Below are 25,381 nucleotides of genomic sequence, written 5' to 3'. Positions count from 1 at the left end.
GTGTGCGGGGAGTGCCGGGTGCGCCGGCCCCGCCGTCAGCCCTCCACGTCGTCGGGACCCGCCGCGGGCTCGGCGCGGCGGTAGCGCCCGGCGAAGCGGGCGTCCTGCTCCCACCACAGGCCGGAGGCGCCGGCATCGGGCGCCGCCGGAGTGGCAGCGGTCGCGGGGGTCGCGACGGATGCGGGCGCGGAGCGTGTGGCGGGTCCGGCCGAGGTGTCGGGGGACAGGCCCGGCCGGTCACCGACGAGCCGGGCCGCCCCCGCGCCGGCTGCCTCGTCGGCGAGCCGGTCCGCCTCGCGGGCCTCGCGCTCGTCGGTCCGGACCCACTCCAGGAAGACCGCGGCGATGACGGGCAGCCCCACCGACTCTGCCACCGCGAGGAGCGCGCCGCCGCCGAGGTGCTGGTCGAGGAGCGGGTCCAGCCCGCTCACGGCGCGCGAGAAGCCGGGGTACCCCGGGGCGAGCAGCGTCGGGGCGGTCATGACGACGATGCCCGGGACGGCGTCGAGGAGGCCGTCGACGAACGCGAGGAAGGTCCGCACCGGAGCCGTCGCCCAGGCCGGCAGGAGGTCCTCGGCCAGCAGGGGTACGACGAACAGCAGCCCCGTCCCGAGCAGGACGAGGTCGAGGACGACCCCGACCGGCCGTGACGTCACCGACCGGAGGAACACCGGTGTCACGAAGACGACGAGCAGGGTCCCGGTGGCGAGCACGGTGCTGACGGCCGGGAAGGTCAGCGCCCGCGCGAGGCGTCCGTGCAGCAGCCGCAGGGCCACGTGGTCGCCGTCGGGGTGCAGCCGCCGCAGCAGGCCGACGGGGTCCCCGAGGGCCAGGCCCACCGGTGTCACGGTCGCGAGCACGCCGATCCGGAGGGCACCCAACCAGAAGACGTCGGCCCGGAGCACTGCGGGCGGCCCGCACGTGGCGTACGCGAGCGTGCCGACGCCGAGGCCGACGTAGAGGGCGACGCGCCACCCGGACGGACGCAGCCCGGCTCGGGCCGCGCGCCGCACGAGCAGCGCGTACGGCACGAGCGCCACCGCGACGAGGACGAGGCCCTCGGCGTCGGGCGTCCAGGCCGTCAGGAGGTCGGCGGGGGAGAAGGTGCTCATCGCATGTTCCCGGTGTGGCCCAGCGAGAACCGGCCGGGCTGCGGCCAGACGAGCAGGCCGTGCGGCCCCGCGCCGACGGGGATCCTGTGCAGCAGGCGCCCCGTCGCGGTGTCGATGACGTAGACCTCGGAGCGGTACCGGCCGCTCAGCCACAGCTGCGAGCCGTCGGCGCTGACGCCGCCCATGTCGGGCGTGGCGTGCGCCGGCAGCCGCCACGTCGTGGCGGGCCGGTCCGTCGTCGCGTCGAAGACCGTCACCGTCCCGGCGTCCCGGTTGGAGACGAAGACCCGAAATGCGTCGCGCGAGGGGTAGATGCCGTGCGCGCCGAGCCCCGTGTGGACGAAGTGGTCGAGCCGGAAGGTGCGCGCGTCGACGAACCACACGCCGTTGCGGAGCATGTCGGCGACCATGAACCACCGGCCGTCCGGCGTGAGCCGGACGTCCTGCGGCATCGCCGTCGCGCCCCTGAGCAGTCCCGCCCGGGGCCCCGCCATGCTCCCCGGGCCCGTCGCGGGGGTGGCGCCCGGGGTGCGCACGTGGTTGAGGTCGATGACCTTCAGCACCCGGGTGGCCGCGGCGTCGACGACGAGCAGGCGGCCGCTGAACTCGCAGCTGGCCACGAACGCCCGCAGGTCGGCCGTGAAGTCCGCGTGGTTGACCCCGGCGCACGCCGGCACCGGGAGCGACCGGACGAGGCGCATCGTGCGGGCGTCGCGCACGTCGACGGCGTGGAACCGCGAGGCGAGGACGAGCGCGTACCGGCCGTCCGGGGTGAAGTAGAGGTTGTACGGGTCGCGCACCCCGACCGGGTGGCCCACGACACCCGTCCGCGGGTCGATCGGCGTCAGGGCGTTGCCCCGGTCGGAGTTGACCCACAGTCGGGTGAGGTCCCACGACGGCACGACGTGCTCCGGCGAGGCGGGGACACGCCGCGTCGACACGACCCGGTAGGTGCGCGGGTCGATGACCTGCACGAGCCCCGCCACCTGGTCCGGCACGTACACGAGAGGCCGCGCCGCGCGGGCCGCGGGCGCGAGGTCACCGGCGCCCGTGCGCGCGTACGGCGGGGTGAGTCCCACGCCGGGTGCCGTGGCGCCGGCCGTGGCCCCCGACGAGGGCGAGCCCGACGGGTGGGGCGACGACCCGGCCGGCATCGTCGCGGTGGACGCCGTCGTGGGGGTGGCGGAGGGGACCGACGTGGGTCCCGACGTGGGTGCTGACGTGGGCCCCGAGCTGGGTGCCTCGGCGCCCGGCGCGGCGCCCACCGCCGAGCAGGCCGAGCCGAGCAGCACGACCGCGAGCGCCACCGCGCCCAGGCGGGCTCGCCGGGTGGCGGCAGAGACCGGGTCGTCCGCGAGCCCGACGGCGGCGGGGACGGCGGCGCGGACGGTGCCGACGGGCGCGGCGTCGACGGTGTCAGGACGGTGCGGGGCGGCCGGGTCGGTCGTCACGGGCGGATGCTCGCTCCCGGCGCTGGGTTTTGGCTGAGAGCCACCTGACCGCGTCGTCGAAGGGCGGCTCAGAAGATGGCGTCCGTGACGTTCCACCCGGTGCTGGCCTGGCGCCGCGGCGACCACCCGCCGGACGCCGTCCGCGGGTAGAGCCAGAGGACACCCGCGCGGTCGCGGGCGAGGACGTCGCCGACGCGGTCGCTGTCGAAGTCGCCGGGGGAGGCGAGCGCCGTCATGCCGTTCCAGCCCGTCCCGACGACGACCGGTGCCGCGAACCCCCCGGTGCCGGTGCCGGCATGCAGCCAGAGGCGCCCGGTCGAGGGCTCGCGCGTCATGACGTCCGGACGGCCGTCTCCGGTGACGTCGCCGACGGGCACGACGCGGTCGTACCGGTTCCATCCCGAGGCGACCTGCAGGCGCGGCTGGAACGAGGCTCGCCCGGTGCCGGGGTACACCCAGACCGTCCCGTCGGAGGCACGGCGGGCCAGCAGGTCGGGGCGTCCGTCGCCGGTGAGGTCACCCGGGCCGAGCACGGCGCTCATGCCGCCCCATCCGGTGCCGATGCGCAGGGCCGGCAGGGTCCAGCCACCGTGGCCGTCGCCGCGGTAGAGCCAGAGGTCGCCGGTCGTCCGCTGGCGGGCCACGACGTCGAGGGTTCCGGTCCCGTCGAGGTCGCCCGCGGTGTCGAGGAGGTCGAAGCCGCTCCACCCCGTACCGACCTGCCGGCCGAGCGACAGGCTGCCCGTCCCGGTGCCCGAGTAGAGGCGCAGCGTCCCCGTGCTCGCCCACCGGGCCACGACGTCGGTGCGCCAGTCGCCGTCGACGTCACCCGTGGACGCGGTCAGCGTCGACGCCGGGATGGGCAGCGCCGTGAAGGCGTACGGCTCGCAGGTGCGGTCGAAGTCGGTGGTCGTGTTCCACCACTGCGACAGGTAGACCCTGCCGCCCGAGAAGCTCGGCTGCGTACACCGGTCGAGCGCCTCGTTCGGGTAGTCGAGGGTGCCGGCCGTCGCCCACACCGGCACGCCCGGCAACAGCCACGACCCGGTGATCGCCTGCCAGCCGGACGCGTTGGAGTAGAGGCCGTAGGCGTAGCCCTGGTCACGCAGGCCGCGCATGAGCCCCTCCACCACGTACCGGTTCTCGATGCGCTGGGACCGCGTCGTCGACGGCCACGGCTGGGCGGGCCGGGGCTCGACGTCGATCCACACCACCGGCGGCCGCCAGCCGATGCGGTCCAGGGTCGCTGCGGCATAGCTCGCCTCGGCGTAGCCGACGTTCGACAGGCGTCCGGCCCGGGTCGTGCTCGACCACGGGCCTCGCGTGGCGTACGTCGACAGCTGCGCCGCGGTCGGGAAGCCCGCCATCGTGTAGGCGTGCGCGGGGGTGGCGTGGTCCCTGACCCACTGCAGCTGCGAGGCCACGCAGGGGTTCTCGGTGAACGGCAGGCCGTGGGTGAGCCCGACGACGACGAACTGGGTCGAGGCGGGCGGCATCGGCTGCCCGTAACCACCCTGGGTGGTCGGGCACTGCGGCCAGGAGATGTCGTTGCCGAACAGCACGGTGGCGTGGACCGTCGGCGCGGTGACCACCCCGAAGGAGAAGGCCAGGGCGAGCGCCGCCACCATGGCAGCGACCCGGTGGAGAGCGGTGCCGGGAGTGCGCGTCCGGACGAGCACGGAGGTGCGTCGGAGGGTGGTGGAGGAGGCGGGGCGGGCGCGGTTCGGCATGGCGATCACTTCCTGGTGACAGTGTGCTCCGCCGGCCGCCGCGCCACCATCCCCAGCGGTCCCGCGGTCCTTGCTCGGGGCACGGGCCGGGGAGCGCGGTGGGACCGGCCGTCCTCGCAGGCGGCGGCGCCACTACCCTCGAGGCGTGGTGACGACGAACGACGAGGGCCCGATGCGTGACGATCCCACCGCGGCCACCGGTGCCATCGCGGTGGCGGTCATCGGTGCGAACGGGCGGATGGGGTCCGAGGCGGTCCGGGCGGTCGAGGCGGCCGAGGGGCTGCGGCTCGTCGGCGCGTACGGCAGCTCCGACGATCTCGGTGACCTCGGTGGCGCGGACGTCGCCGTCGAGCTGACGGTGCCGGCGGCGTCCCCCGGCAACGTGGCCCACTGCGTCGAGCGCGGCGTCCACGTCGTGGTCGGCACGACGGGGTGGGACGACGACCGGCTCGAGACGCTGCGAGGCCGGCTCGCGCAGGCGCCACCCTCGCGGACCGGTGCCGGCGTCGGCGTCCTCGTCGCGCCGAACTTCGCCATCGGTGCCCTGCTCATGATGGCGTTCGCCGCCAAGGCGGCCCCGTTCTTCGAGTCGGTCGAGGTCATCGAGCTGCACCACCCCGCCAAGGTCGACGCGCCCTCCGGCACGGCCGCCCGGACGGCGGCGATGATCGCCGCAGCACGTGCGGGGGCGGGTGTGGCGCCCGGTCCCGACGCGACGACCCACGACCCCGACGGAGCCCGCGGCGCCCGCGTCGACGGCGTCCCCGTGCACTCGGTCCGCCTGCGGGGGCTCACCGCGCACCAGGAGGTGCTGCTCGGCAACGCGGGGGAGCAGCTGACGCTCCGCCACGACTCGTTCGACCGCGCCTCCTTCATGCCGGGCGTCGTCGCGGCCGTGCGCGCCGTCGCCGACCACCCCGGCCTCACCGTCGGCCTCGAGCACTACCTCGGCCTGGACTGAGCAGACCGACCCACGGCCGCCGGGCCCGAACCGTGCCGCCGATGGCGTCGTCGTCGGGGTCGCGGTCCCGGTTGCGGTCCCGGGCGCCGGGCCGTCAGCCCCAGCCGAGGGCGCGCAGCAGGGCTGCCGTGCAGGCCCCCAGCACGACGACGACGATGAACGGCGCCCGCAGCAGGAGCGCCACGACCGCGACGCCGACCGCCGCGAGCCGGGCGTCGACCGTCAGGGCGCCGCCGGCCAGGGTGAACGTCTGCGTCGCGATGAGCGCGGCGAGCAGGGCGATGGGCAGCGCGCCCGTCACACGCTTGACGCGCGGTTCGGCGAGGACGCTCGAGGGCACGAGGTAGCCGGCGAGCTTCAGCCCGAACGCCAACCCGGCTGCCACGAGGATCGCCACCCACAGGCTCATCGCCGGCCCCCGTCCCGCGCGACGCGGCCCTCGCGCAGGTCGGTGCTCCGGCCCACGTCCGCCGCTGCGTCCTCCGGCCCCGGGTCGGACCCCGCGCCGCTGCGGGGCGCCCGCCAGGCGAGCAGGGCGGCCAGCGCGGCCACGAGCACCGGCACCCCGGCCGGCAGGCTCGGAGCGAGGACGACGGCCCCGACCGCCGCCACACCCGCTGTCGCGACGGCGTCCCGGTTGCGCAGGCGCGGCCACAGCAGCGCCGTGAACGCGGCACAGGCCGCGGCATCGAGCCCGTACCGGCGCGGGTCGCCGAGGGCGTCGCCGAGGAGCGCGCCGACGAGCGTCGTGAGGTTCCACAGCGAGAAGACGGCCGCGCCGGTCAGCCAGAAGCCGACGCGCGACGCGCGGACGTCCTCCTGGGACACCGCCACGGCGGTCGACTCGTCGATGGTCAGGTGGGCGGCCGCGAGGCGTCGCACCCCGCGGGGCGTGAGCAGCTGGGTCAGCTCGAGGGCGTAGAGCCCGTTGCGGACGCCGAGCAGCGACGACGCCGCGATGGCGGCCGGTGCCGCGTGCAGTCCGTTGGCGACGATGCCGACGAACGCGAACTGCGACCCGCCGGTGAACATGAGCAGCGACAGCGCCATCGCCTGCCAGACGTCGAGCCCCGCGGCGACGGCGAGCGCGCCGAAGCTGATGCCGTACGCGCCGGTCGCGAGCCCGACCGACAGCGCCTCACGGACGACGACCCGTCGCTCCGCGCGTGGCAGTGGACCGGCCGACGGCGCGCCGAGGGCCCCCGGTGCGGCCCGCTCCGCCGCAGAGGCGTCGGCGCTGTTCGCGGCGGGACGCCGACGGTCCCCCGCGGCGGGACCGGTCACGACGGCTCCGGCGCGACGGACGCGGCGAGACGCAGCTCGCGGACGGTGCGCCCGTCGGCGTCGACGACGCGCTCGCGGTGCGCCCCGTCGGGCTCGAGCCCCGACGCCGTGAGGAAGGTCCGCACGGTGTCGTCCGAGGCGAGCAACCACGCGGTGAGGCGGTCGCGGCCTCGGGCCCGGGCGGTGTCGACGACCGCGTGGAGCAGCCGGGACCCGTGGCCCTGCCGACGGGCGTCCGGGTGGACCGCGAGCACGAGCAGCTCGGCGGTCGCCTCGCCCGCGTCGGGGTCGCTCGAGGCGCCGACCGCCGCGAAGCCGACGACCTGGTCGCCGGCGCAGGCCACGAGCAGGACGCCGTCGCCGGCGGCCTCGCCCTCGAGGCTGTCGCGCCAGGCGCCGGCGAAGACCTTCGGCTCGAGCTGCTCGAGCACCTCGGGCGCCAGGACAGCGGCGTACGCCTCGCGGAAGACGACGGCCTGCACGAACCCGACGGCGGGCGCGTCCGAGCTGCGCGCCACGCGGACGCTCGCGTCCGCCACCGGGCCACGCGCGGCGTCGTGGTCGTGCCCGTGCCCGTGTCCGTGTCCGTGCCCGTGCCGCGTCGGGTCCGGCGTCGTCTCGGGAAGGTCGGCGTCGTGCGGGTGCGTCACCCCGGCATCCTCTCAGCCGGCCGGCAACGCCCGGAGGGGCCACTTTGTCGCCGGTGGCGCCCTTCTCGCATACTGGACACATGTATGGCAACGACGTCATCGACCCGAACGAGCCGCTCAACGCGGCCGAGACCGCCGACTACGATGCGACGGTCGAGCAGGGCCGGCAGGCCGAGCAGCGTCCGGGGGACGGCGGCGACTTCGAGGCCCTCATCGCGGCGGACCAGCGCATCGAGCCGCGGGACGCGATGCCGGACAAGTACCGCCAGACGCTCATCCGCCAGATCGCCCAGCACGCCCACTCGGAGATCATCGGCATGCAGCCGGAAGGCAACTGGATCACCCGCGCGCCGAGCCTCCGGCGCAAGGCGATCCTCATCGCCAAGGTCCAGGACGAGGCCGGCCACGGGCTCTACCTCTACAGCGCCGCCGAGACCCTCGGCGTCGACCGCCAGGAGCTGCTCGACCGGCTCCACAACGGCACCCAGAAGTACTCCTCGATCTTCAACTACCCGACGCTGACGTGGGCCGACTGCGGCGCCATCGGCTGGCTCGTGGACGGCGCGGCGATCATGAACCAGGTGCCGCTGTGCCGCTGCTCGTACGGGCCGTACGCGCGGGCCATGATCCGGGTCTGCAAGGAGGAGAGCTTCCACCAGCGGCAGGGTTTCGAGATCCTGTGGACCCTCATGCGTGGCACCGACGCGCAGCGCGAGATGGCCCAGGACGCCGCGAACCGCTGGTGGTGGCCGGCGCTGGCGATGTTCGGACCGCCCGACACCGGTGAGAGCGTCAAGGGTGGCCACACCGAGCAGTCGATGGCGTGGGGCATCAAGCGCTTCAGCAACGACGACCTGCGCCAGAAGTTCGTCGACATGACGGTGCCCCAGGCCCAGAAGCTCGGCCTGACGCTGCCCGACCCCGAGCTGCGCTGGAACGAGGAGCGCGGTCACTGGGACTTCGGCCAGGTCGACTGGGACGAGTTCTGGCAGGTGCTGCGCGGCGACGGCCCGTGCAACGCCGAGCGCATCGCGCACCGCCGTCGCGCGCACGAGGACGGCGCCTGGGTCCGTGAGGCCGCCAACGCGTACGCCGCCAAGCAGGCCGCGAGGACGAAGGAGAGTGCCGCGTGAGCGGAGGGTCGGACGCCGTCGCACCCTCGACGGAGAGGAGCTGGCCGCTCTGGGAGGTCTTCGTGCGGGGCAAGCGTGGCCTGTCCCACGTGCACGTCGGGTCGCTGCACGCGCCGGACGCCGAGCTGGCTCTGCGCAACGGACGCGACCTCTACACGCGCCGCCAGGAGGGCGTGTCGATCTGGGTCGTGCGTGCCGAGGACATCACGGCGAGCAGCCCGACGGAGAAGGACTCGTTCTTCGACCCCGCCGCCGACAAGATCTATCGGCACCCGACGTTCTACGACGTGCCCGAGGACGTCGAGTACCTGTGAGCGACGTGACCCGCACCGACGCCATGGCGGCCCCGCGCGCCCTCGGGTCCGACGACCCGCGGGCCACCTACCTCGTCGGCCTCGCCGACGACGCCCTCGTCTACGCCCAGCGCCTCGCCGAGTGGATGACCAACGCGCCGCAGATCGAGGAGGACATGGCGCTCGGCAACATCTCGCTCGACCTCCTCGGCCAGGCCCGCGCGCTCTACCCCTACGCGGGCTCCCTCGACGGCACCGGTCGCCTCGAGGACGACTTCGCGATGTCCCGCGACGAGCGGCAGTGGCGCAACGTCCACCTCGTCGAGCAGGAGCGCGGCGACTTCGCCGACGAGATGGCCCGCCTCCTGTGGTTCTCCGCCCGCCAGGTCGAGCTGCACACGCGGCTGGCCGGATCCACGGACGACGTCGTCGCCGGCGTCGCGGCCAAGGCGGTCAAGGAGGTCCGCTACCACCTCGACCACGCCACGCTGTGGGTCTGCCGCCTCGGCGACGGCACGGACGAGTCGCACGAACGGATGCAGGCCGCCCTCGAGCGCAGTGCCCCGTACGTACCTGAGCTGTTCGCCGACGACGACGCCGCCGTCCTCGTCGCGGAGTCCGGTTTCGGCGTGCTGCCGTCGGGCCTGGAGGAGCCGGTGACGCGTCGCGTGCACGAGGTCCTCGCCGCGGCGACGCTGACGGTGCCGGCCGCTCCGGGCTGGCGCGCGCGCGGTGGGCGCAGCGGCGTCCACTCGCGGCCGATGGGCTACCTGCTCGCCGAGCTCCAGCACATCGCCCGGTCCCATCCCGGGGCCACGTGGTGACGGCCGTGGCCACCGACCGGGCGACGGACTGCGCGGCTGGCGGAGGCGCCGCGCCGCTCCCGGAAAGCGCTGTGGCGCAGGCGATCTCACGGATCCCGGACCCCGAGGTGCCGGTCGTCACGATCTTCGACCTCGGCATCCTGCGCGGGGTGCAGGTCGACGAGTCGGCCCGTGCAGTCGTCGTCACCGTGACCCCGACCTACAGCGGGTGCCCGGCCATGGAGGCGATCGCCGACCGCATCGTCTTCGCCGCGCACGCACACGGGTACGCCGCGACGGTGCGGACGCAACTGTCGCCCCCGTGGACCACCGACTGGATCACCGAGGAGGGACGCGAGGCCCTGCACCGCTTCGGCATCGCGCCGCCGGGCCCGGCCTCCGGTACCGCCGTCTCGGGCCCGGTCCCCGTGAGCCTCGGCCGACACGTCGTGGCCTGCCCGCGGTGCGGCTCCGACGACACGACCGAGATCGCCCACTTCGGCTCGACCGCGTGCAAGGCCCTGCGCCGCTGCAACGCGTGCCTCGAGCCGTTCGACGAGTTCAAGGCCCTCTGAATGACCGACCTGACCACCTCGCCCTCGACCGTGCCCGCCGGCAGCCGCCACCGGGCCCGCTTCCACCCGCTGCGTGTCGCGTCGGTCGAGCGGCTCACCGACGACGCCGTCGCGGTCGCTTTCGAGGTGCCCCCGCACCTTGCGGACGAGTTCGCGTTCGAGGCCGGCCAGCACCTCACCGTGCGCGCGACCATCAACGGCGAGGAGGTGCGCCAGTCGTACTCGATCTGCCAGTCGCGCGGGGCTGCCGGCATGGAGCACCTGCGCCGCGTCGCGGTCGCGCGCGTGCCCGAGGGCCGGATGTCGACGTGGATGAACGAGGTCGTCGCTCCCGGGGACGTCCTCGACGTCATGACGCCGCTGGGCTCGTTCACGTGCCCGACGCGTCCCGACCTCGCCCGCCACCACGTCGCCATCGCGGCGGGGTCGGGCATCACCCCGGTTCTGTCGCTCCTGACGACGGCGCTCGAGGAGGAGCCGCTGTCGCGGGCGACGCTCCTGTTCGGCAACCGCCGCACCAGCTCGATCATGTTCCTCGAGGAGCTCGAGGACCTCAAGAACCGCTTCCCCGGCCGGTTCCACCTCGTCAACGTCCTGTCGCGCGAGGCCCAGGACGTCGAGCTGTTCCACGGTCGGCTCGACGCCGAGCGCCTCGCGGCGATCTTCGAGCGGCTCGTGCCCGTCGAGACCGTCGACGAGTGGTACCTGTGCGGGCCGTTCGGCATGGTCACCGGTGCGGAGGCGCTGCTGCGCGAGCGCGGCGTCGACGTCCACCACGTGCACCACGAGATCTTCCACGTCGACGACGGCACCGAGCCGAGGCGCAGGGTCGTCGTCGAGGAGGGCGCGCCGCCCGAGGCCACGGTGACCGTCAACCTCGACGGCCGCACCACCGTCATCCCCATGCCGAGCAGGGAGGAGTCCATCCTCGACGCGACCCTGCGGGCACGGCCGGACGCGCCCTTCTCGTGCACCAACGGTGTGTGCGGCACCTGCCGGGCGCGCCTCGTCTCAGGGCAGGTGCGGATGGACCGCAACTACGCGCTCGAGCCGGAGGAGGTCGAGGCTGGCATCGTCCTCGCCTGTCAGAGCCACCCCGTCACCGACGAGGTGTCGCTCGACTACGACGCCTGACCTCCGGCCCGGCGGCGCCGGCCCGGTGCGTGGCGGGGGGAAGAGCACCGGCCCTTGGCGCGTTCAACCGACGTGGAACGCGTGGAGGTCGTCGTCATCGGGGCCGGTCAGGCCGGCCTGTCGGCGGCCCACCACCTCGGACGCCTCGGTGTCGGGCCGTTCGTCGTGCTCGACGCCAACGACCGCCCGGGCGGCGCGTGGCAGCATCGTTGGGACAGCCTCACCATGTCGGACGTCCACGGCATCGCCGAGCTGCCCGGCATGCCCGTGCCCGAGCACGATGCGGCCGACCCGGCCAACGTCGTCGTCCCCCGGTACTTCGGCGAGTACGAGGAGCACCTCGAGCGTCCCGTCCTGCGGCCCGTGCGCGTCACGTCCGTCGCACCCCTCGACGGCGACCCGGACGGCCTCCTGCGGGTCGAGACGACGCGGGGGCGCTGGCTCACGCGCTCGGTCGTCAACGCGACCGGCACCTGGCAGACCCCGTTCCTGCCGCACTACCCGGGCATCGAGACCTTCCGCGGACGGCAGCTGCACACCGTCGACTACCGAGGCCCCGACGAGCTCGCGGGTCAGCGCGTCGTCGTCGTGGGTGGGGGCGCATCGGCGGTGCAGCTGCTCGGGGAGCTCGCCCCCCTCGCACACACCATCTGGGTGACCCGACGTGAACCGGTCTGGCGCACCGGGCCGTTCACCGAGGACGCAGGGCGTCGGGCCGTGTCTCTCGTCGAGGAGCGGGTGGCTCGGGGCCTGCCCCCAAGCAGCGTCGTCAGCGTCACCGGCCTGCTGCTGCGTCCGCAGGAGCAGCGGGCTGCCGAGCTCGGCGCGTACGCACGCCGGCCGATGTTCGAGGGCATCGAGCCGGACGGCGTGCGGTGGGCGGACGGGTCGTTCGAGCCTGCCGACGTCATCCTGTGGGCCACCGGTTTCCGGCCGACGGTGCGGCACCTGGGACCCCTCCGGCTCCGGAGCGAGCACGGCGGCATCCGCCTCGTCGCCCCGTTCGACGAGCACACGTTCACGACGTCGACCGCCGACCCGCGCGTGCACTTCGTCGGGTACGGACCGTCGGCATCGACCATCGGCGCCAACCGGGCCGGACGTGCCGCCGCGCGTGCCGTGCGGCAGCAGCTGACGCGGAACCGGGAGTCCGTCGCCTAGGCCGACGGCCGGCGCGGGCGCGACAGCAGGAAGTAGGAGAGCGCCGGGCTCGCGGTGACGTCCTTGCACGGGTAGCCGAGGTCCTCGACGTGCCGCTGGAAGTCCTCCGCGTCGGCGGGGTCGTCCACCCCCTCGAAGGCGCAGAGCACGCGGCCCGAGTCGGCGCCGTGGCTGCGGTAGTGGAACATCGTGATGTTCCAGCGGGTGCCGAGCTCGGTGAGGAAGCGCAGGAGGGCGCCCGGGTGCTCGGGGAACTCGAACGAGTAGACGCGCTCGCGGCACTGCGGCGGGTGCCCGCCGATCATGTAGCGCACGTGGGTCTTGGCCGTGTCGTCGTCGGACAGGTCGACGACCTCGTAGCCGGCCAGGGCGATCGCGGCGATGATCTCCGCGCGCTCGGCCAGCCCACGGGCCAGCCGCACGCCGACGAAGATCCGTGCCTCGAAGGTGTCGTCGAGACGGTAGTTGAACTCCGTCACGGCCCGCCCCGCCAGGGCCTCGACGAAGGTGAGGAAGGACCCCTGCCGCTCGGGGATCGTCACCCCGAGCAGGGCCTCACGGTGCTCACCGACCTCGGCGCGTTCGGAGATGTAGCGCAGCGTGTGGAAGTTGACGTTCGCGCCGGAGAGCACGTGCGCGAGGCGCTCGCCCCGAAGGCGGTGCTCCTCGACGTACTTCTTGAGCCCGGCGAGGGCGACGGCTCCGGCGGGTTCGGCGACGGCTCGGACGTCCTCGAAGATGTCCTTGATCGCCGCGCAGATCTCGTCCGAGCTGACCGTGACGACGTCGTCGAGGTGCTCGCGGCACAGCTCGAACGTGCGGTCGCCGATGCGCTTGACCGCGACGCCCTCCGCGAACCTGCTCACCTCCGGCAGCTCGACCGGTCGCCCGGCGGCGAGGGCCGCCGTGAGGCAGGCGGCGTCGTCGGGCTCGACCCCGATGACCTGCACGGCCGGCATGAGGTACTTGACGAGCGTGGCCACGCCCGCGGCGAGGCCGCCGCCGCCCACGGGGACGAAGATGCGGTCGAGGTGGGCGTCCTGCTGGAGCAGCTCGAGCCCGAGCGTGCCCTGGCCGGCGATGACGAGCGGGTCGTCGAAGGGGGCGACGTAGACGCGTCCGCGCTCGGCGGCGAGCCGCATCGCCTCGGCCTTGGCGTCGTCGAACGTGTCGCCGTGGAGGACCACCCGGGCCCCGTGGGCACGGACCGCGTCGACCTTGATCGGAGCGGTCGTCTTCGGCATGACCACGTCGGCCTCGATGTGGAGGATCGCGGCCGAGAGCGCGACGCCCTGGGCGTGGTTGCCGGCCGAGGCGGCCACGACGCCACGGGCGCGCTGCGCCTCGTCCAGCTGCCGCATGAAGGTGTAGGCGCCGCGCACCTTGAACGAGTGGACCGGCTGGCGGTCCTCGCGCTTGACCTCGACCGTGTTGTCCAGACGCCTCGACAGCGACTCCATGACCTCCAGCGGCGTCACCACGGCGGCTTCGTAGACCGGGGCGCGAAGGACCTCACGCAGGTGCTCCGCCCCGGAGGTCCCCGGAGCCCCCGCAGTCCCTGCAGCCCCTGCGGCGCCGGCATCGCCTGCCGCGCCGGCATCGCCTGCCGCGCCGGCATCGCCTGCCGCGCCGGCAGCCTCGCTGCCAGCCTCGTCGGGCACGGTCGACATGCGACCGAGACTAGGGCCGCCGGACCGGACTCGTCCGCACGGACCAGCGGACGAGATGCACGGGTCGGTCCGGCCCCGCGCCAGGCCGCTGCGTGTCCACGCGGCCCTGTCGCACGCCGGGGTTAGGCTGCGGGCGTGCGGCAGTACCTCGACCTCCTCGACCACGTCCTCACCCACGGCCAGGAGAAGGCCGACCGGACCGGGACGGGCACCCTCAGCACGTTCGGGTACCAGATGCGGTTCGACCTCGCCGATGGCTTCCCGGCGATGACGACCAAGAGGCTGCACCTGCGCTCCATCATCGGTGAGCTGCTCTGGTTCCTGCGCGGCGACACCAACGTGCGCTGGCTGCAGGAGCGAGGCATCAGCATCTGGGACGAGTGGGCCGACCAGAACGGCGACCTCGGCCCGATCTACGGCTACCAGTGGCGCTCGTGGCCCACGCCCGACGGCCGACGCGTCGACCAGGTCGCCAAGGTCATCGAGCAGATCCGCACCAACCCCGACAGCCGCCGCCTCCTCGTGTCCGCGTGGAACGTCGCCGACGTCGACGACATGGCCCTGCCGCCGTGCCACACGATGTTCCAGTTCTACGTCGCGCCTCCCGGCCCGGACGGCCGGCGCCGCCTCTCCTGCCAGCTCTACCAGCGCAGCGCCGACATCTTCCTCGGCGTGCCGTTCAACATCGCGTCCTACGCCCTCCTGACCCAGATGGTCGCGCAGCTGACCGACCTCGAGCCCGGCGAGTTCGTCCACACGCTCGGCGATGCCCACCTCTACCTCAACCACCTCGAGCAGGCGCGGCTGCAGCTGACCCGCACACCGCACGCGCTGCCGACGATGCGCATCACGCCCGGCAAGACCTCGATCGACGAGTTCGACCTCGACGACTTCGAGCTCGTCGACTACGTGGCCGAGCCGGGCATCAGGGCCCCCATCGCCGTCTGAACGGCGTGCGTGCCGCAGCAGCCTCCGTGGGGCGGCGTCTGCGACGCTGGAGCCATGACGAACGTGACGATGATCGTCGCCGTGGGGCGCAACGGGGTCATCGGTGACGGCCGCACGATGCCCTGGCACATCGGCGAGGACCTCAAGTACTTCAAGCGCATGACGATGGGCCACCCCATGGTCATGGGACGGCGCACCTTCGAGTCCATGGGCGTCCTACCGGGCCGTCGCAGCATCGTCGTCACCCGGCAGGAGGACTGGAGCCATCCCGGCGTCGAGGTGGCGCACTCGCTCGAGGAGGCGCTCGCGCTCGCCGGGCCGGCCGACGAGGTGTTCGTCGTCGGCGGGGGAGAGGTCTACCGGCTCGCGATGCCGTTCGCGCAGCGGCTGCTCGTCACCGAGGTCGACCAGGCGCCCGAGGGAGCGGTCACCTTCCCCGATGTCGACCGCACCGACTGGGCCGAGACCACGCGCGAGCCCCACGACGGGTTCGCGTGGGTGACCTACGAGCGTCGCGGCTCCGGGCGCGGCGCCGCTGCCACGTCCTGACACCAGGCGCTCCTCACCGCCACGGTGTTCCGCCCGGATCCCGGCCGGCCCGCTGTAACGGCGGGGGAGCGGCTGCGATGTACCGGGTGCGAGGCGCTACTCGGACCCCCGAGCGAGTAGCGCCTCGCCTCGTGCCCGGGGCTCCCGGGTGGGCGCCGGTCGGTCGCCCGCGGGAGCGGGCGCTAACCTTGGCCCATGGCTGCCGCACCCCCACTCGGACGTGTTCTCTCGGCGATGGTCACGCCCATGCGGGCCGACGGTTCCGTCGACCTCGACGCGGCGCAGCGTCTCGCCACCCACCTGGTCGACGCCGGACACGACGGCCTCGTCATCTCGGGCACCACCGGCGAGTCGCCCACCACCTCCGCCGCCGAGAAGGACGAGCTCCTGCGCGCGGTCATCGACGCGGTCGGTGACCGCGCCGTCGTCATCGCCGGGGCGGGCAGCAACGACACGGCCAAGAGCATCGAGTCGGTGCAGGCGGCGGCGAAGGCGGGCGCCGACGCAGTGCTCGCCGTGACCCCGTACTACAACAAGCCGCCGCAGGCCGGGCTCGTCGCACACTTCACGGCCCTCGCCGACGCGAGCGACCTGCCGGTCATGCTCTACGACATCCCGGGCCGGTCCATCGTCTCGATCGCCCGCGACACCTACCTGCGCATCGCCGAGCACGAGCGCATCGTCGCGGTCAAGGACGCCCGCGCCGACCTGTGGTTCGCCGGCGACCTCATCGAGCGCACCGGGCTGGCCTGGTACTCCGGCGACGACGGGATGGACCTGTTCCACTTCCTCAACGGTGCCGTCGGCTTCGTCGGCGTCACCTCGCAGGTGGCGCCCGCGGCCTACCGGGAGCTGGCCGACGCCGTCGTGGACGGGCGCTGGGACGACGCCCGCCGCGTTCACCGGCGCCTGACCCCCCTCGTCGACGCCGTCATGAACGTCACGCAGGGCGCCATCATGGCCAAGGCCGCCCTGGCCCTGCAGGGCGTCATCGAGACACCCACCGTCCGCCTGCCGCTCGTCGCGGCCGACGAGGAGCAGACCACGCTGCTGCGCGAGGCGCTCGCGGCGGTCGCCCGATGACGACCCCCTGAAGCCCCTGCCCGCTGCACCGGTCACGCCGGCTGCGGCGGGGTACCGGCTGCCTCGGCAGCACCCACGACCCGACAGGACACCTGTGAGCCACCCTCACCCCGAGCTGACCGCACCCCCCGCCCTCCCCGACAACGGCCTGCGGGTCGTCGCGCTCGGTGGTCTCGGCGAGGTCGGCCGCAACATGGCCGTCCTGGAGACGAAGGGCCGCCTGCTCGTCATCGACTGCGGCGTCCTCTTCCCCGAGGACCACCACCCGGGCGTCGACCTCATCCTCCCGGACTTCACCTACATCGAGGACCGGCTCGACGACATCGAGGCCATCGTCCTCACGCACGGCCACGAGGACCACATCGGCGCCGTCCCCTACCTTCTGAAGCTCAAGGGCGACATCCCGCTCATCGGCTCCACGCTCACCCTCGCGCTCGTCGAGGCCAAGCTGAGGGAGCACCGCATCAAGCCGTTCACGATGGCGGTCCGGGAGGGGCAGCGCGAGCAGATCGGCGTCTTCGACCTCGAGTTCGTCGCCGTCAACCACTCGATCCCCGACGCGCTCGCCGTCTTCGTGCGGACCGAGGCTGGCACGCTCCTGCACACCGGTGACTTCAAGATGGACCAGCTGCCGCTGGACGGCCGGCTCACGGACCTGCGCGCCTTCGCCCGGCTCGGCGAGGAGGGCGTCGACCTCTTCCTCACCGACTCGACCAACGCCGACGTGCCGGGGTTCACCACGCCCGAGCTGGAGATCGCCCCCGCCATCGACAAGGTGTTCCGTCACGCCGAGCGGCGCATCATCGTCGCCTGCTTCAGCAGCCACGTGCACCGCGTCCAGCAGGTGCTCGACGCCGCGGAGAAGGCCGGCCGCAAGGTCGCCATGGTGGGGCGGTCGATGATCCGCAACATGGGCATCGCGGCCGAGCTCGGCTACCTCAAGGTGCCCGACGGCATCCTCGTCGACCTCAAGAAGCTCGACAACCTGCCCGACGACGAGGTCGTCCTCATCTGCACCGGCTCGCAGGGCGAGCCGATGGCGGCCCTGTCCCGGATGGCCAACCGCGAGCACCGCATCGACGTGGGCCCTGGCGACACCGTGCTGCTCGCCAGCAGCCTCATCCCCGGCAACGAGAACGCCGTCTACCGCATCATCAACGGCCTCATGCGTCTCGGCGCCCACGTCGTGCACAAGGGCAACGCCAAGGTGCACGTCTCGGGCCACGCCAGCGCCGGCGAGCTCCTCTACTGCTACAACATCGTCAAGCCGCGCAACGTCATGCCGGTCCACGGCGAGTGGCGACACATGTGGGCCAACTCGCGGCTCGCGATGCAGACCGGAGTCCCCGAGGACCACGTCGTCCTCGCCGAGGACGGCGTCGTCGTCGACCTCGTGGAGGGCAAGGCGTCCGTCGTCGGCGTCGTCGACTGCGGGTACGTCTACGTCGACGGCAGCAGCGTCGGTGGGGCCGACGAGGCGCTGCTCAAGGACCGCCGGATCCTGCGCGACGAGGGCTTCATCTCCTGCATCGTCGTCATCGACTCGGCCACCGGCAAGATCGCGAGCGGCCCCCAGATCACGGCGCGCGGCTTCGTCGAGGACGACGAGATCTTCCAGCAGGTCATCCCGAAGGTCGAGCGCGCGATCGAGGAGGCCGTCGCCAACGGGGTGCGCGACGACCAGCAGCTGCAGCAGATCGTCCGGCGTGCGGTGGGTTCGTGGGTCGGCGGCAAGATCCGCCGTCGCCCGATGATCATCCCCGTCGTCCTGCAGGCCTGACGCCGCGTGACCGAACACGTCGAGGACCCGGCGGAGGTCGCCCGCGACCCGGCGGAGGTCGCCGCCGACCCGGCGGAGGTCGCCGCCGACCCGGTGACGGCCGCCTCCGATCCCTCGGAGGAGAGCGCCGACCCGCCGCAGGACGCTGGGTCCCGCCGGCGGTGGGAGCGTGTCGCGGACCGGGCGCTGCTGGCGGTCCTGGTGCTCCTGCTCGCCGTCGTGGCCCTGCGCGGGCTGGACTCGACGCTCTACCCGGTCGTCGTGCTCCAGACGGCGGGTCCCCTCGCCGTCGTCGCTCTCCTGCTGCTCGCGGCGGCCGCGCTCCTCCTGCGTCGCTGGTCCGTGTCGGTGCCGATCGTCGCGGTCGCGGTCGTGGGGCTCGTCGTCGCGGCCCCGGCGTGGTCCTCGAGCGTGCACGCCACGGTCGACACCGACCTGACCGTCATGTCGGCGAACCTCCATGAGGGACAAGCCAACTCGCGTCAGCTGATGGACGCCGTGCGGCTGCACTCGGTCGACGTGCTCGTCCTGGTCGAGGCGACGCCGGAGTCCGAGACCGACCTCGACGACGCCGGTGCGCGCGCATTCTTCCCGCAACGCGTCGGTCGGGCGCGCGATGGTGTCGTCGGGACGCTCGTGCTCTCGAGGTACCCCCTGAGCGAGCGTGCCGACGGCGTCAGCCCGGCCGGTGACAGCCTCCAGCCGGACGTCGACGTCACGACGCCGGCCGGCACCGTGCGGCTTCGGGCCGTGCACCCGCCGCCGCCGTTGCCCGACCGCACCGACGACTGGCACGCGGCCCTGGTCTCGCTCGCGACGTGGGTGCACGCGCAGCCGACCGACCGACCGCTCGTCCTCGCCGGCGACTTCAACGCCTCGTCGGGCCACCCGGTGTTCCGGCGGCTCGCGACCGGGCTGACCGACGCCCAGGCGGCTGCGGGCCGAGGCTGGGTGCGCACCTGGCCGTTCGAGGGGCGGCGCATCCCGCCGTACGTCGACCTGGACCATCAGCTGAGCCGCGGACTGGCCGTCGTGGACGCGGGTCAGGTCGCGGTCAACCGGACCGACCACGCCGCCGTCTGGGCGTCCTACGCCCTGCGCACCGAGCGCTGACCCCCCGACGGACCGCCCGACCGACCGCCCGACCCCGCCCGACCGCCCGTCTCGCCGCGGGATCGCAAACACACCGAGCAGCTGCCAGGTGGTCCCTGGTATTCCCGGACCCACCTGGCAGCTGTTCGGTGTGTTACGGGGTGACGGGGGTCAGGGGGCGAGAGACCCGGCCCGGTTCACCAGGGGCGCTCGACCTCGACGTCGCGGGGGTCCGTGCCCTCGACCGTCCACCCGGCGGCCGTCCGGGTCCACGTCCGCGACGGCCCTTCGCCCACGAGCGCGGCCACGGCCGAGACGAGACGCTCCACGCCCTCGGCCGTGCTGCCGAGCCCGACGCTGGCGCGCACCGCGGTCTGGGGACGCTCGCCCCACGGGTCCTCGAGCAGCTCGTCGACGAGCAGGTGCGCACAGAACTTGCCGTCGCGCACACCGATGCCGTGCTCGACCGAGAGCACCTGCGACACGAGCGAGGGGTCGAAGCCGGACACCGTGAAGGCGACGACACCGACCCGGTCGTGGTCGTCGCCGAAGATCGAGAGCACCTCGACGCCCGGGACCGCCTCGAGGCCGGTGCGCAGCCGCTCGAGCAGCGCCTCTTCGTGGGCCTCGATGGCGGCGCGGTGGCGTTCGATCGTCGAACAGGCCGCCGCGAGGGCGATGGCCCCGATGACGTTGGGGCTGCCGCCCTCGTGGCGCGCCGGGCCCGTGGCCCACTCCGTGGCCGTCTCGGTGACCGTCCGGGTCGCGCCGCCGCCGGGCAGGTAGGGTGCGCCGGCGTCGAGCCAGTCACGACGCCCGGCGAGCACGCCGGCACCGAAGGGGGCGTAGGTCTTGTGGCCGGAGAAGGCCACCCAGTCGGCGTCCCACGCCGCGAGGTCGATGCGGCGGTGCGCGGACAGCTGCGCGGCGTCGACGGCGATCCGGGCGCCGTGCTCGTGGGCGAGACGGGCGAAGCGCTCCACCGGCCACACCTCGCCGGTGACGTTGGACGCCGCCGTCAGCACCACGAGGCGGTGCCGGCCCGGGTGCTCGGCGAGGGCCTCGTCGAGCAGGTCGAGCGCGTCGTCGGTGCTCTGGGGGATCGGCAGGCGCACCGTGCGCGAACGGCCCCAGGGCAACAGCGTCGAGTGGTGCTCGCTGCCGAAGACGAAGACCACGGCGCGGCTCGGCAGGGCGTGGGCGAGCACCGACCACGAGTCGGTGGTCGTGCGGGTGAAGACGACCTGGTCGTCCTCGCGGGCGCCGACGAACCGGGCCACCTCCTCACGCGCCTGCTCGTACCAGGCGCTCGTCAGCCGCGAGGCGAACCCGGCACCGCGGTGCACCGACGAGTACGTCTCGAGGGCACGGTCGACGGCGTCCTTCACGGTCTGGAGGGCGGGGGTCGACGCCGCGTGGTCGAGGTTGGCGTAGGCCACCTCGCCCCGGGTCGTGGGCACGCGCAGGTCCGCGCCGACGACACGCGGCAGGGCCTCGCCCTCGGCGACGACGCGGAGGGCTCGGGTGCGGACGACCGGGGCGGGGCCGCCGCCGCAGAGGGTCGTCGTGGTGGGAAGGGCCGACATGGCAGTGCTCCTCGCGAGTCCAGGGACCCACCCGGTGCAGGTCCGCGCTTGCCGACCTCGAGGAGAAACCAGCCGAGGACGGCCTGGTCGTCACCCGGAGCACCCCACCGCGGAGGAGGGTTGCTGGCCAGCGAGCCGGGGCTTGTCGCTGACACTCTTGACCTGGCGAAGACCATAGGCGCCGGCCTGTCCGGGTGTCCACCCAGCGGGCCCACGGTGTCGGAATCTGAGACTGCACCGACTCGCGCCCACGGCAACGGTCCGGCGAATCGGTCGTGGTGCGCGTGTGACGCGTGAGTTGAGAGGGACGCTGGCGTACGGTGCGACCATGGCGACACGTCCGTCCACCAGCCAGCGAACGAGCCCTGCCGCGGCCGCGCGCGCGAAGGGCTCGTCGTCGCGCCCGCCGGCGGCCCGCTCGACCCGTCCCGCACAGCGCAAGCCGGCCGCTGCCCGCAGGGGCCAGTCCAAGGGGCCGACGAAGACGCGGGGCGGCGGCCTGCCGTTCCCCCTCAACGCGGTGCGCAACACGTGGATGGGCGTCTCGCACCTGGCCGGTGGCGCGGTGCGCCGGGTCGGGCACAGCGCGGCCGACCTCGAGCCCGAGCACAAGCGCGACGGCATCGGCTTCGCCCTCATCGCCCTCGCCGTCGTCGTCGCGGCACGCGAGTGGTGGGGCGTCTCGGGCACGTTCGGCCAGGTCGTCCACGCCGTCTTCGCCGGCACCTTCGGCCGGGTCGCGTACGCCGTCCCGCTCGTGCTGCTGGCCCTCGGCCTGCGGATGCTGCGCGCCCCCCAGGACGAGGCCGCGACCAACCGCATCGTCGTCGGCACGATCACCCTGACGTTCGCCGCGTGCGGCCTGTCGCACCTCGCCGACGGCATCCCCAACCCGCCCGACGGGGCCGACGGCATGCGCGCCGCCGGGGGCATCATCGGCTTCCTCGCCTCGAGCCCGCTCGCCGCGGCCGTCTCCACCTACGGGGCGACGGTCCTGCTCGTGCTCCTCGGCGTCTTCGGCCTGCTCGTCATCACGGCGACGCCGGTCAACATGGTCCCGACCCGCCTGCGCCAGCTCAAGGCGCTCGTCATCGACCGCGGCACGCATCCCCACGGGGCCGACGCCGGGGACGGGGCGGAGGCCGACGCCCCGGCGGCCGCGCTCAAGCGGGCCCGCCGCAAGCCCGTCGACCTGTCCGAGCGCGACGGCGACGAGGCCTTCCGCCAGGCGGCGCAGAAGGAGGCCGACGACGCCCCCACCAAGCGGCTGCGCCCGGGCGAGAAACGTCCGACCGCGCCCGGCGTCCTCGCACCGCGACCGAGCGGCGAGAAGGTGATCGACGCCACGGACCCGAAGACCCACGGGGCCCCCGACACGAGCAAGGTCGGACCCAAGGCCGAGCTCGTGCCGCCGCCGATGTCCGAGATGCCGTCGCGCGTCGAGCAGCTGAGCCTCGGTGGGGACATCACCTACCGCCTGCCCGACCAGGCGATGCTCAAGCCGGGGTCGCCGCACAAGACGCGCAGCGAGACGAACGACGCCGTCGTCGAGTCCCTGACGAACGTCTTCGAGCAGTTCGACATCGACGCCGCGGTCACCGGCTTCACCCGCGGTCCGACGGTGACCCGCTACGAGGTCGAGCTCGGCTCGGGCACCAAGGTCGAGCGCGTCACCGCGCTGAGCAAGAACATCGCGTACGCCGTCGCCTCGGCCGACGTGCGGATCCTCAGCCCGATCCCCGGCAAGTCGGCCATCGGCATCGAGATCCCCAACACCGACCGCGAGAACGTCGCGCTCGGCGACGTCCTGCGCAGCCAGACCGCGCGCAGCAACGAGCACCCCATGGTCATGGGCGTCGGCAAGGACGTCGAGGGCGCCTACGTCATCGCCAACCTGGCCAAGATGCCCCACCTGCTCGTGGCCGGCGCCACCGGCTCGGGCAAGTCGAGCTTCGTCAACTCGATGATCACCTCGATCCTCATGCGCTCGACGCCGGAGGAGGTCCGCCTCATCCTCGTCGACCCCAAGCGCGTGGAGCTGACCGCGTACGAAGGCATCCCGCACCTCATCACGCCGATCATCACCAACCCGAAGAAGGCCGCGGAGGCCCTCCAGTGGGTCGTCAAGGAGATGGACCAGCGCTACGACGACCTCGCGGCGTTCGGGTTCAAGCACGTCGACGACTTCAACAAGGCGGTCCGGGCCGGCAAGGTCAAGCCGCTGCCCGGCTCCGAGCGGCAGATCACCACCTACCCGTACCTGCTCGTCGTCGTCGACGAGCTCGCCGACCTCATGATGGTCGCCCCGCGCGACGTCGAGGAGTCGGTCGTGCGCATCACGCAGCTGGCGCGGGCCGCCGGCATCCACCTCGTCCTCGCCACGCAGCGCCCGTCGGTCGACGTCGTCACCGGCCTCATCAAGGCCAACGTGCCGAGCCGCATGGCCTTCGCCACGTCCTCGCTCGCGGACTCGCGCGTCGTGCTCGACCAGCCGGGCGCCGAGAAGCTCATCGGCCAGGGCGACGCCCTCTTCCTGCCGATGGGCGCCAGCAAGCCGATGCGGGTGCAGGGTGCGTGGGTCAACGAGTCGGAGATCCACGAGGTCGTCAAGTTCGTCACGACCCAGCTCAAGCCGAACTACGTCGAGGACGTCACCGTCGCGGCGCCCAAGAAGCAGATCGACGACGACATCGGCGACGACCTCGACGTCCTGCTCCAGGCTGCCGAGCTCGTCATCACGACGCAGTTCGGGTCCACCTCGATGCTGCAGCGCAAGCTGCGCGTTGGCTTCGCCAAGGCCGGCCGGCTCATGGACCTGCTCGAGTCCCGCGGCATCGTCGGCCCGAGCGAGGGGTCCAAGGCGCGCGACGTGCTCGTGCGTCCCGACGACCTGCCGCAGACGCTCGCGCTGCTGCGCGGCGAGGACGTGCCCGCTGCCGTCGCGGTCGACGACGAGGACCTCGTCCCGGAGGACGACCAGCCCTACGCCCCGCCGCCGGTCGAGCTCGACACGTCGGACCTGACGGCCGGCCTTCCGGACGACGTCGCCCCACAGCGCACGGCCGCGATCGTCGCCGAGCGCGGCGAGCGGCGTCAGGCGGAGGAGGAGACGACGGCCGTGCCGACGGCGGCATGGACGCCCGGTGACCTGACGCCGACCGTCGACGAGGACGACGAGGAGTCGGAGGACGCCTGGCAGCTGACCGACCGCGGCGGCCGCGAGCGCTACTGACCGCCGACGCGGCGGGGCACGTCGGGGCGCGTCGGGGTGCGTCGGAACGCGTCGAGACGCGTCTGGAGCCCGCCGACCGCGCCTGCCGCCTGTCCACTGCCGCCTGCCGCCGTCGGGACGTCGTCGCGACTAGGCTCCGGGAGGTGAGTGCCTCGCTCGAGCTCTGGCCGTCGACCCCGCGTCGCGTCGGTCCACCGAACCGGTGGGACCGCTTCCGCCGCAAGCTGTCCGACCTGCCGTGCGCTCTCCTGCTCTTCGCGCAGCTGGCCGCGCTGCTCGCCTATCCCTTCATCGAGACGCGGTCGGGCGACGTCCAGGAGGCGGCGCGCGCGGTCTTCGGTCTCATCGGCCTCGTCGTGCTCTTCCTCGCCGTGCGCGCGGTGCGGGCGACGCCGGCGCTGACGTGGGTGGCCCTGCTCCTCGGTGGCCCGGTCGTCTTCCTGACGGTCGGCGAGGCGATCTGGCCCGACAACCAGGCCGTCGCCCTCTGGAGCAGCATGCTGCATGCGCTCTTCTACATGTACACCGGCTACGGCCTGCTGCGGTACATGTTCGCCGACAACTGGGTGACCCGCGACGAGCTCTACGCCACCGGGGCGACCTTCACCGTCGTCGCGTGGGGCTTCGCGTACCTCTACCTGGCGATCCAGATCGTCTGGCCGCACTCCTTCACGATCTACGGCGAGACCGGCGTGCCCGGGACCCGCACGTGGTTCGAGCTGCTCTACCTGTCCATCACGACGATGACCTCGACGGGCCTGTCGGACATCTACGCCGTGGAGCCGCACGCGCGCGCGTTCGTCCTGCTCCAGCAGATCACCGGGATGCTCTACGTCGCGCTCGTCGTCGCCCGCCTGGTCGGGCTCACCATCGCCCGCTTCCGCCGCTGACGCTCGCCCGTCCTGACCCGGCGCGCCGGGTCAGGATGCCGGCGGCCCGTCGAGCTCCTCGATGGTGGTGATGGCGGGCGGGCGAGCCGCCTGCAGGTCGCGGGCGACCGCCTCGGCGTCCCGGAGCACCCGCAGCGCGTTGCCACGCACCAGCCGGGCCACCTCGTCCTCGGACCACCGCCGCTGCAGCAGCTCGGCGACGAGCGTCGGGTAGCCGCTGACGTCCTCGAGCCCGAGCGGGAAGGTGTCCGTGCCGTCGTAGTC

The 25,381-nt window shown here is 73.5% G+C and carries 23 protein-coding genes and 1 riboswitch; of the genes, 14 read left to right on the top strand and 9 right to left on the bottom strand.

Annotated elements, in window-relative coordinates; all coding sequences use genetic code 11:
- Positions 1 to 35: 35 nt before the first annotated feature.
- From ACPYOM_RS04505 to ACPYOM_RS04495, 3 genes are all read right to left on the bottom strand, one after another.
- On the bottom strand, positions 36 to 1,112 hold the full coding sequence (locus ACPYOM_RS04505; RefSeq protein ID WP_481345048.1) for a cytochrome c oxidase assembly protein: 1,077 nt from the start codon (positions 1,110 to 1,112) through the stop codon (positions 36 to 38).
- A complete protein-coding gene (locus tag ACPYOM_RS04500) occupies positions 1,109 to 2,563 on the bottom strand; it encodes a YncE family protein (RefSeq protein ID WP_481345047.1) in 1,455 nt (484 codons plus the stop codon). The genes ACPYOM_RS04505 and ACPYOM_RS04500 overlap by 4 nt, the downstream gene beginning before the upstream one ends.
- 68 nt (positions 2,564 to 2,631) lie before the next feature.
- Positions 2,632 to 4,293: an FG-GAP-like repeat-containing protein gene (locus ACPYOM_RS04495; RefSeq protein ID WP_481345046.1), complete on the bottom strand. Its 1,662-nt coding sequence runs from the start codon at positions 4,291 to 4,293 to the stop codon at positions 2,632 to 2,634.
- 172 nt (positions 4,294 to 4,465) lie between these two features.
- On the opposite strand from ACPYOM_RS04495, the gene dapB reads away from it, so the two are divergent.
- Positions 4,466 to 5,254 carry a 4-hydroxy-tetrahydrodipicolinate reductase gene (gene dapB, locus ACPYOM_RS04490; RefSeq protein ID WP_481340590.1) on the top strand — a complete coding sequence of 263 codons (789 nt, stop codon included), beginning with the start codon at positions 4,466 to 4,468 and terminating at the stop codon, positions 5,252 to 5,254.
- 94 nt (positions 5,255 to 5,348) lie between these two features.
- Here dapB and ACPYOM_RS04485 read toward each other — a convergent pair whose 3' ends face one another.
- From ACPYOM_RS04485 to ACPYOM_RS04475, 3 genes are all read right to left on the bottom strand, one after another.
- A complete protein-coding gene (locus ACPYOM_RS04485) occupies positions 5,349 to 5,663 on the bottom strand; it encodes an AzlD domain-containing protein (protein WP_481345045.1) in 315 nt (104 codons plus the stop codon).
- Positions 5,660 to 6,427 carry an AzlC family ABC transporter permease gene (locus ACPYOM_RS04480; RefSeq protein WP_481345059.1) on the bottom strand — a complete coding sequence of 256 codons (768 nt, stop codon included), beginning with the start codon at positions 6,425 to 6,427 and terminating at the stop codon, positions 5,660 to 5,662. The genes ACPYOM_RS04485 and ACPYOM_RS04480 overlap by 4 nt, the downstream gene beginning before the upstream one ends.
- Before the next feature lie 107 nt (positions 6,428 to 6,534).
- Positions 6,535 to 7,188, bottom strand: a complete 654-nt coding sequence (locus ACPYOM_RS04475) for an N-acetyltransferase family protein (RefSeq protein WP_481345044.1) — start codon at positions 7,186 to 7,188, stop codon at positions 6,535 to 6,537.
- A gap of 80 nt (positions 7,189 to 7,268) precedes the next feature.
- Between ACPYOM_RS04475 and paaA the strand changes: the two genes are divergently transcribed.
- The 6 genes from paaA to ACPYOM_RS04445 all read left to right on the top strand — a co-directional run bounded on the left by paaA (position 7,269) and on the right by ACPYOM_RS04445 (position 12,287).
- Positions 7,269 to 8,321 (top strand): 1,2-phenylacetyl-CoA epoxidase subunit PaaA, encoded by a 1,053-nt coding sequence (paaA, locus tag ACPYOM_RS04470; protein ID WP_481345043.1) that lies wholly within the window; start codon positions 7,269 to 7,271, stop codon positions 8,319 to 8,321.
- Positions 8,318 to 8,635, top strand: coding sequence for a 1,2-phenylacetyl-CoA epoxidase subunit PaaB (paaB, locus tag ACPYOM_RS04465; RefSeq protein WP_481340526.1), 318 nt, complete (start codon positions 8,318 to 8,320; stop codon positions 8,633 to 8,635). The genes paaA and paaB overlap by 4 nt, the downstream gene beginning before the upstream one ends.
- Positions 8,632 to 9,438 carry a 1,2-phenylacetyl-CoA epoxidase subunit PaaC gene (gene paaC / locus ACPYOM_RS04460; protein WP_481345042.1) on the top strand — a complete coding sequence of 269 codons (807 nt, stop codon included), beginning with the start codon at positions 8,632 to 8,634 and terminating at the stop codon, positions 9,436 to 9,438. The genes paaB and paaC overlap by 4 nt, the downstream gene beginning before the upstream one ends.
- Before the next feature lie 71 nt (positions 9,439 to 9,509).
- Complete coding sequence (paaD, locus tag ACPYOM_RS04455) at positions 9,510 to 9,992, top strand: 1,2-phenylacetyl-CoA epoxidase subunit PaaD (protein ID WP_481345041.1); 483 nt, start codon at positions 9,510 to 9,512, stop codon at positions 9,990 to 9,992.
- Positions 9,993 to 11,126: a 1,2-phenylacetyl-CoA epoxidase subunit PaaE gene (paaE, locus tag ACPYOM_RS04450; protein WP_481345040.1), complete on the top strand. Its 1,134-nt coding sequence runs from the start codon at positions 9,993 to 9,995 to the stop codon at positions 11,124 to 11,126. It begins immediately after the preceding gene.
- A 72-nt stretch (positions 11,127 to 11,198) separates the two neighbouring features.
- Positions 11,199 to 12,287: an NAD(P)-binding domain-containing protein gene (locus ACPYOM_RS04445; protein WP_481345058.1), complete on the top strand. Its 1,089-nt coding sequence runs from the start codon at positions 11,199 to 11,201 to the stop codon at positions 12,285 to 12,287.
- On the opposite strand, the gene ilvA is transcribed toward ACPYOM_RS04445, so the two are convergent.
- Complete coding sequence (ilvA, locus tag ACPYOM_RS04440; RefSeq protein WP_481345039.1) at positions 12,284 to 13,957, bottom strand: threonine ammonia-lyase, biosynthetic; 1,674 nt, start codon at positions 13,955 to 13,957, stop codon at positions 12,284 to 12,286. The two genes, ACPYOM_RS04445 and ilvA, sit on opposite strands and share 4 nt — an antisense overlap.
- Positions 13,958 to 14,092: 135 nt before the next feature.
- Here ilvA and ACPYOM_RS04435 point away from each other — a divergent pair, with 135 nt between their 5' ends.
- From ACPYOM_RS04435 to ACPYOM_RS04415, 5 genes are all read left to right on the top strand, one after another.
- On the top strand, positions 14,093 to 14,905 hold the full coding sequence (locus ACPYOM_RS04435; protein ID WP_481345038.1) for a thymidylate synthase: 813 nt from the start codon (positions 14,093 to 14,095) through the stop codon (positions 14,903 to 14,905).
- Positions 14,906 to 14,959: 54 nt separating this feature from the next.
- Positions 14,960 to 15,454, top strand: a complete 495-nt coding sequence (locus ACPYOM_RS04430) for a dihydrofolate reductase (protein WP_481345037.1) — start codon at positions 14,960 to 14,962, stop codon at positions 15,452 to 15,454.
- A gap of 195 nt (positions 15,455 to 15,649) precedes the next feature.
- On the top strand, positions 15,650 to 16,537 hold the full coding sequence (gene dapA, locus ACPYOM_RS04425; protein WP_481340512.1) for a 4-hydroxy-tetrahydrodipicolinate synthase: 888 nt from the start codon (positions 15,650 to 15,652) through the stop codon (positions 16,535 to 16,537).
- 94 nt (positions 16,538 to 16,631) lie between these two features.
- Positions 16,632 to 18,317 (top strand): ribonuclease J, encoded by a 1,686-nt coding sequence (locus ACPYOM_RS04420; RefSeq protein ID WP_481345036.1) that lies wholly within the window; start codon positions 16,632 to 16,634, stop codon positions 18,315 to 18,317.
- 6 nt (positions 18,318 to 18,323) lie between these two features.
- Positions 18,324 to 19,430 carry an endonuclease/exonuclease/phosphatase family protein gene (locus tag ACPYOM_RS04415; RefSeq protein ID WP_481345035.1) on the top strand — a complete coding sequence of 369 codons (1,107 nt, stop codon included), beginning with the start codon at positions 18,324 to 18,326 and terminating at the stop codon, positions 19,428 to 19,430.
- 176 nt (positions 19,431 to 19,606) lie between these two features.
- On the opposite strand, the gene ACPYOM_RS04410 is transcribed toward ACPYOM_RS04415, so the two are convergent.
- Positions 19,607 to 20,995, bottom strand: a complete 1,389-nt coding sequence (locus tag ACPYOM_RS04410) for an aminotransferase class V-fold PLP-dependent enzyme (protein ID WP_481345034.1) — start codon at positions 20,993 to 20,995, stop codon at positions 19,607 to 19,609.
- 39 nt (positions 20,996 to 21,034) lie between these two features.
- Positions 21,035 to 21,158: riboswitch (SAM riboswitch) on the bottom strand.
- A gap of 165 nt (positions 21,159 to 21,323) precedes the next feature.
- Between ACPYOM_RS04410 and ACPYOM_RS04405 the strand changes: the two genes are divergently transcribed.
- On the top strand, positions 21,324 to 24,227 hold the full coding sequence (locus ACPYOM_RS04405) for an FtsK/SpoIIIE family DNA translocase (RefSeq protein ID WP_481345033.1): 2,904 nt from the start codon (positions 21,324 to 21,326) through the stop codon (positions 24,225 to 24,227).
- 143 nt (positions 24,228 to 24,370) lie between these two features.
- Positions 24,371 to 25,117: an ion channel gene (locus ACPYOM_RS04400; RefSeq protein ID WP_481341985.1), complete on the top strand. Its 747-nt coding sequence runs from the start codon at positions 24,371 to 24,373 to the stop codon at positions 25,115 to 25,117.
- A 30-nt stretch (positions 25,118 to 25,147) separates the two neighbouring features.
- On the opposite strand, the gene ACPYOM_RS04395 is transcribed toward ACPYOM_RS04400, so the two are convergent.
- On the bottom strand, positions 25,148 to 25,381 hold a 234-nt coding region (locus tag ACPYOM_RS04395; protein WP_481345032.1), incomplete at its 5' end, for a membrane dipeptidase.

This window comes from Monashia sp. HAY1-2A (assembly GCF_056755315.1).
The sequence above is the reverse complement of the archived record's forward strand: the minus strand, read 5'-3'. Positions and strand labels throughout refer to the sequence as shown.

What these genes read in the sequence shown, in the direction of transcription:
- ACPYOM_RS04485 (WP_481345045.1), bottom strand. Translation starts at nt 5,663, where the DNA reads ATGAGCCTGTGGGTGGCGATCCTCGTGGCAGCCGGGTTGGCGTTCGGG.
- dapB (WP_481340590.1), top strand. Translation starts at nt 4,466, where the DNA reads ATGCGTGACGATCCCACCGCGGCCACCGGTGCCATCGCGGTGGCGGTC.
- dapA (WP_481340512.1), top strand. Translation starts at nt 15,650, where the DNA reads ATGGCTGCCGCACCCCCACTCGGACGTGTTCTCTCGGCGATGGTCACG.
- ACPYOM_RS04505 (WP_481345048.1), bottom strand. Translation starts at nt 1,112, where the DNA reads ATGAGCACCTTCTCCCCCGCCGACCTCCTGACGGCCTGGACGCCCGAC.
- paaA (WP_481345043.1), top strand. Translation starts at nt 7,269, where the DNA reads ATGTATGGCAACGACGTCATCGACCCGAACGAGCCGCTCAACGCGGCC.
- ilvA (WP_481345039.1), bottom strand. Translation starts at nt 13,957, where the DNA reads ATGTCGACCGTGCCCGACGAGGCTGGCAGCGAGGCTGCCGGCGCGGCA.
- ACPYOM_RS04430 (WP_481345037.1), top strand. Translation starts at nt 14,960, where the DNA reads ATGACGAACGTGACGATGATCGTCGCCGTGGGGCGCAACGGGGTCATC.
- ACPYOM_RS04495 (WP_481345046.1), bottom strand. Translation starts at nt 4,293, where the DNA reads ATGCCGAACCGCGCCCGCCCCGCCTCCTCCACCACCCTCCGACGCACC.
- paaE (WP_481345040.1), top strand. Translation starts at nt 9,993, where the DNA reads ATGACCGACCTGACCACCTCGCCCTCGACCGTGCCCGCCGGCAGCCGC.
- ACPYOM_RS04410 (WP_481345034.1), bottom strand. Translation starts at nt 20,995, where the DNA reads ATGTCGGCCCTTCCCACCACGACGACCCTCTGCGGCGGCGGCCCCGCC.
- ACPYOM_RS04405 (WP_481345033.1), top strand. Translation starts at nt 21,324, where the DNA reads ATGGCGACACGTCCGTCCACCAGCCAGCGAACGAGCCCTGCCGCGGCC.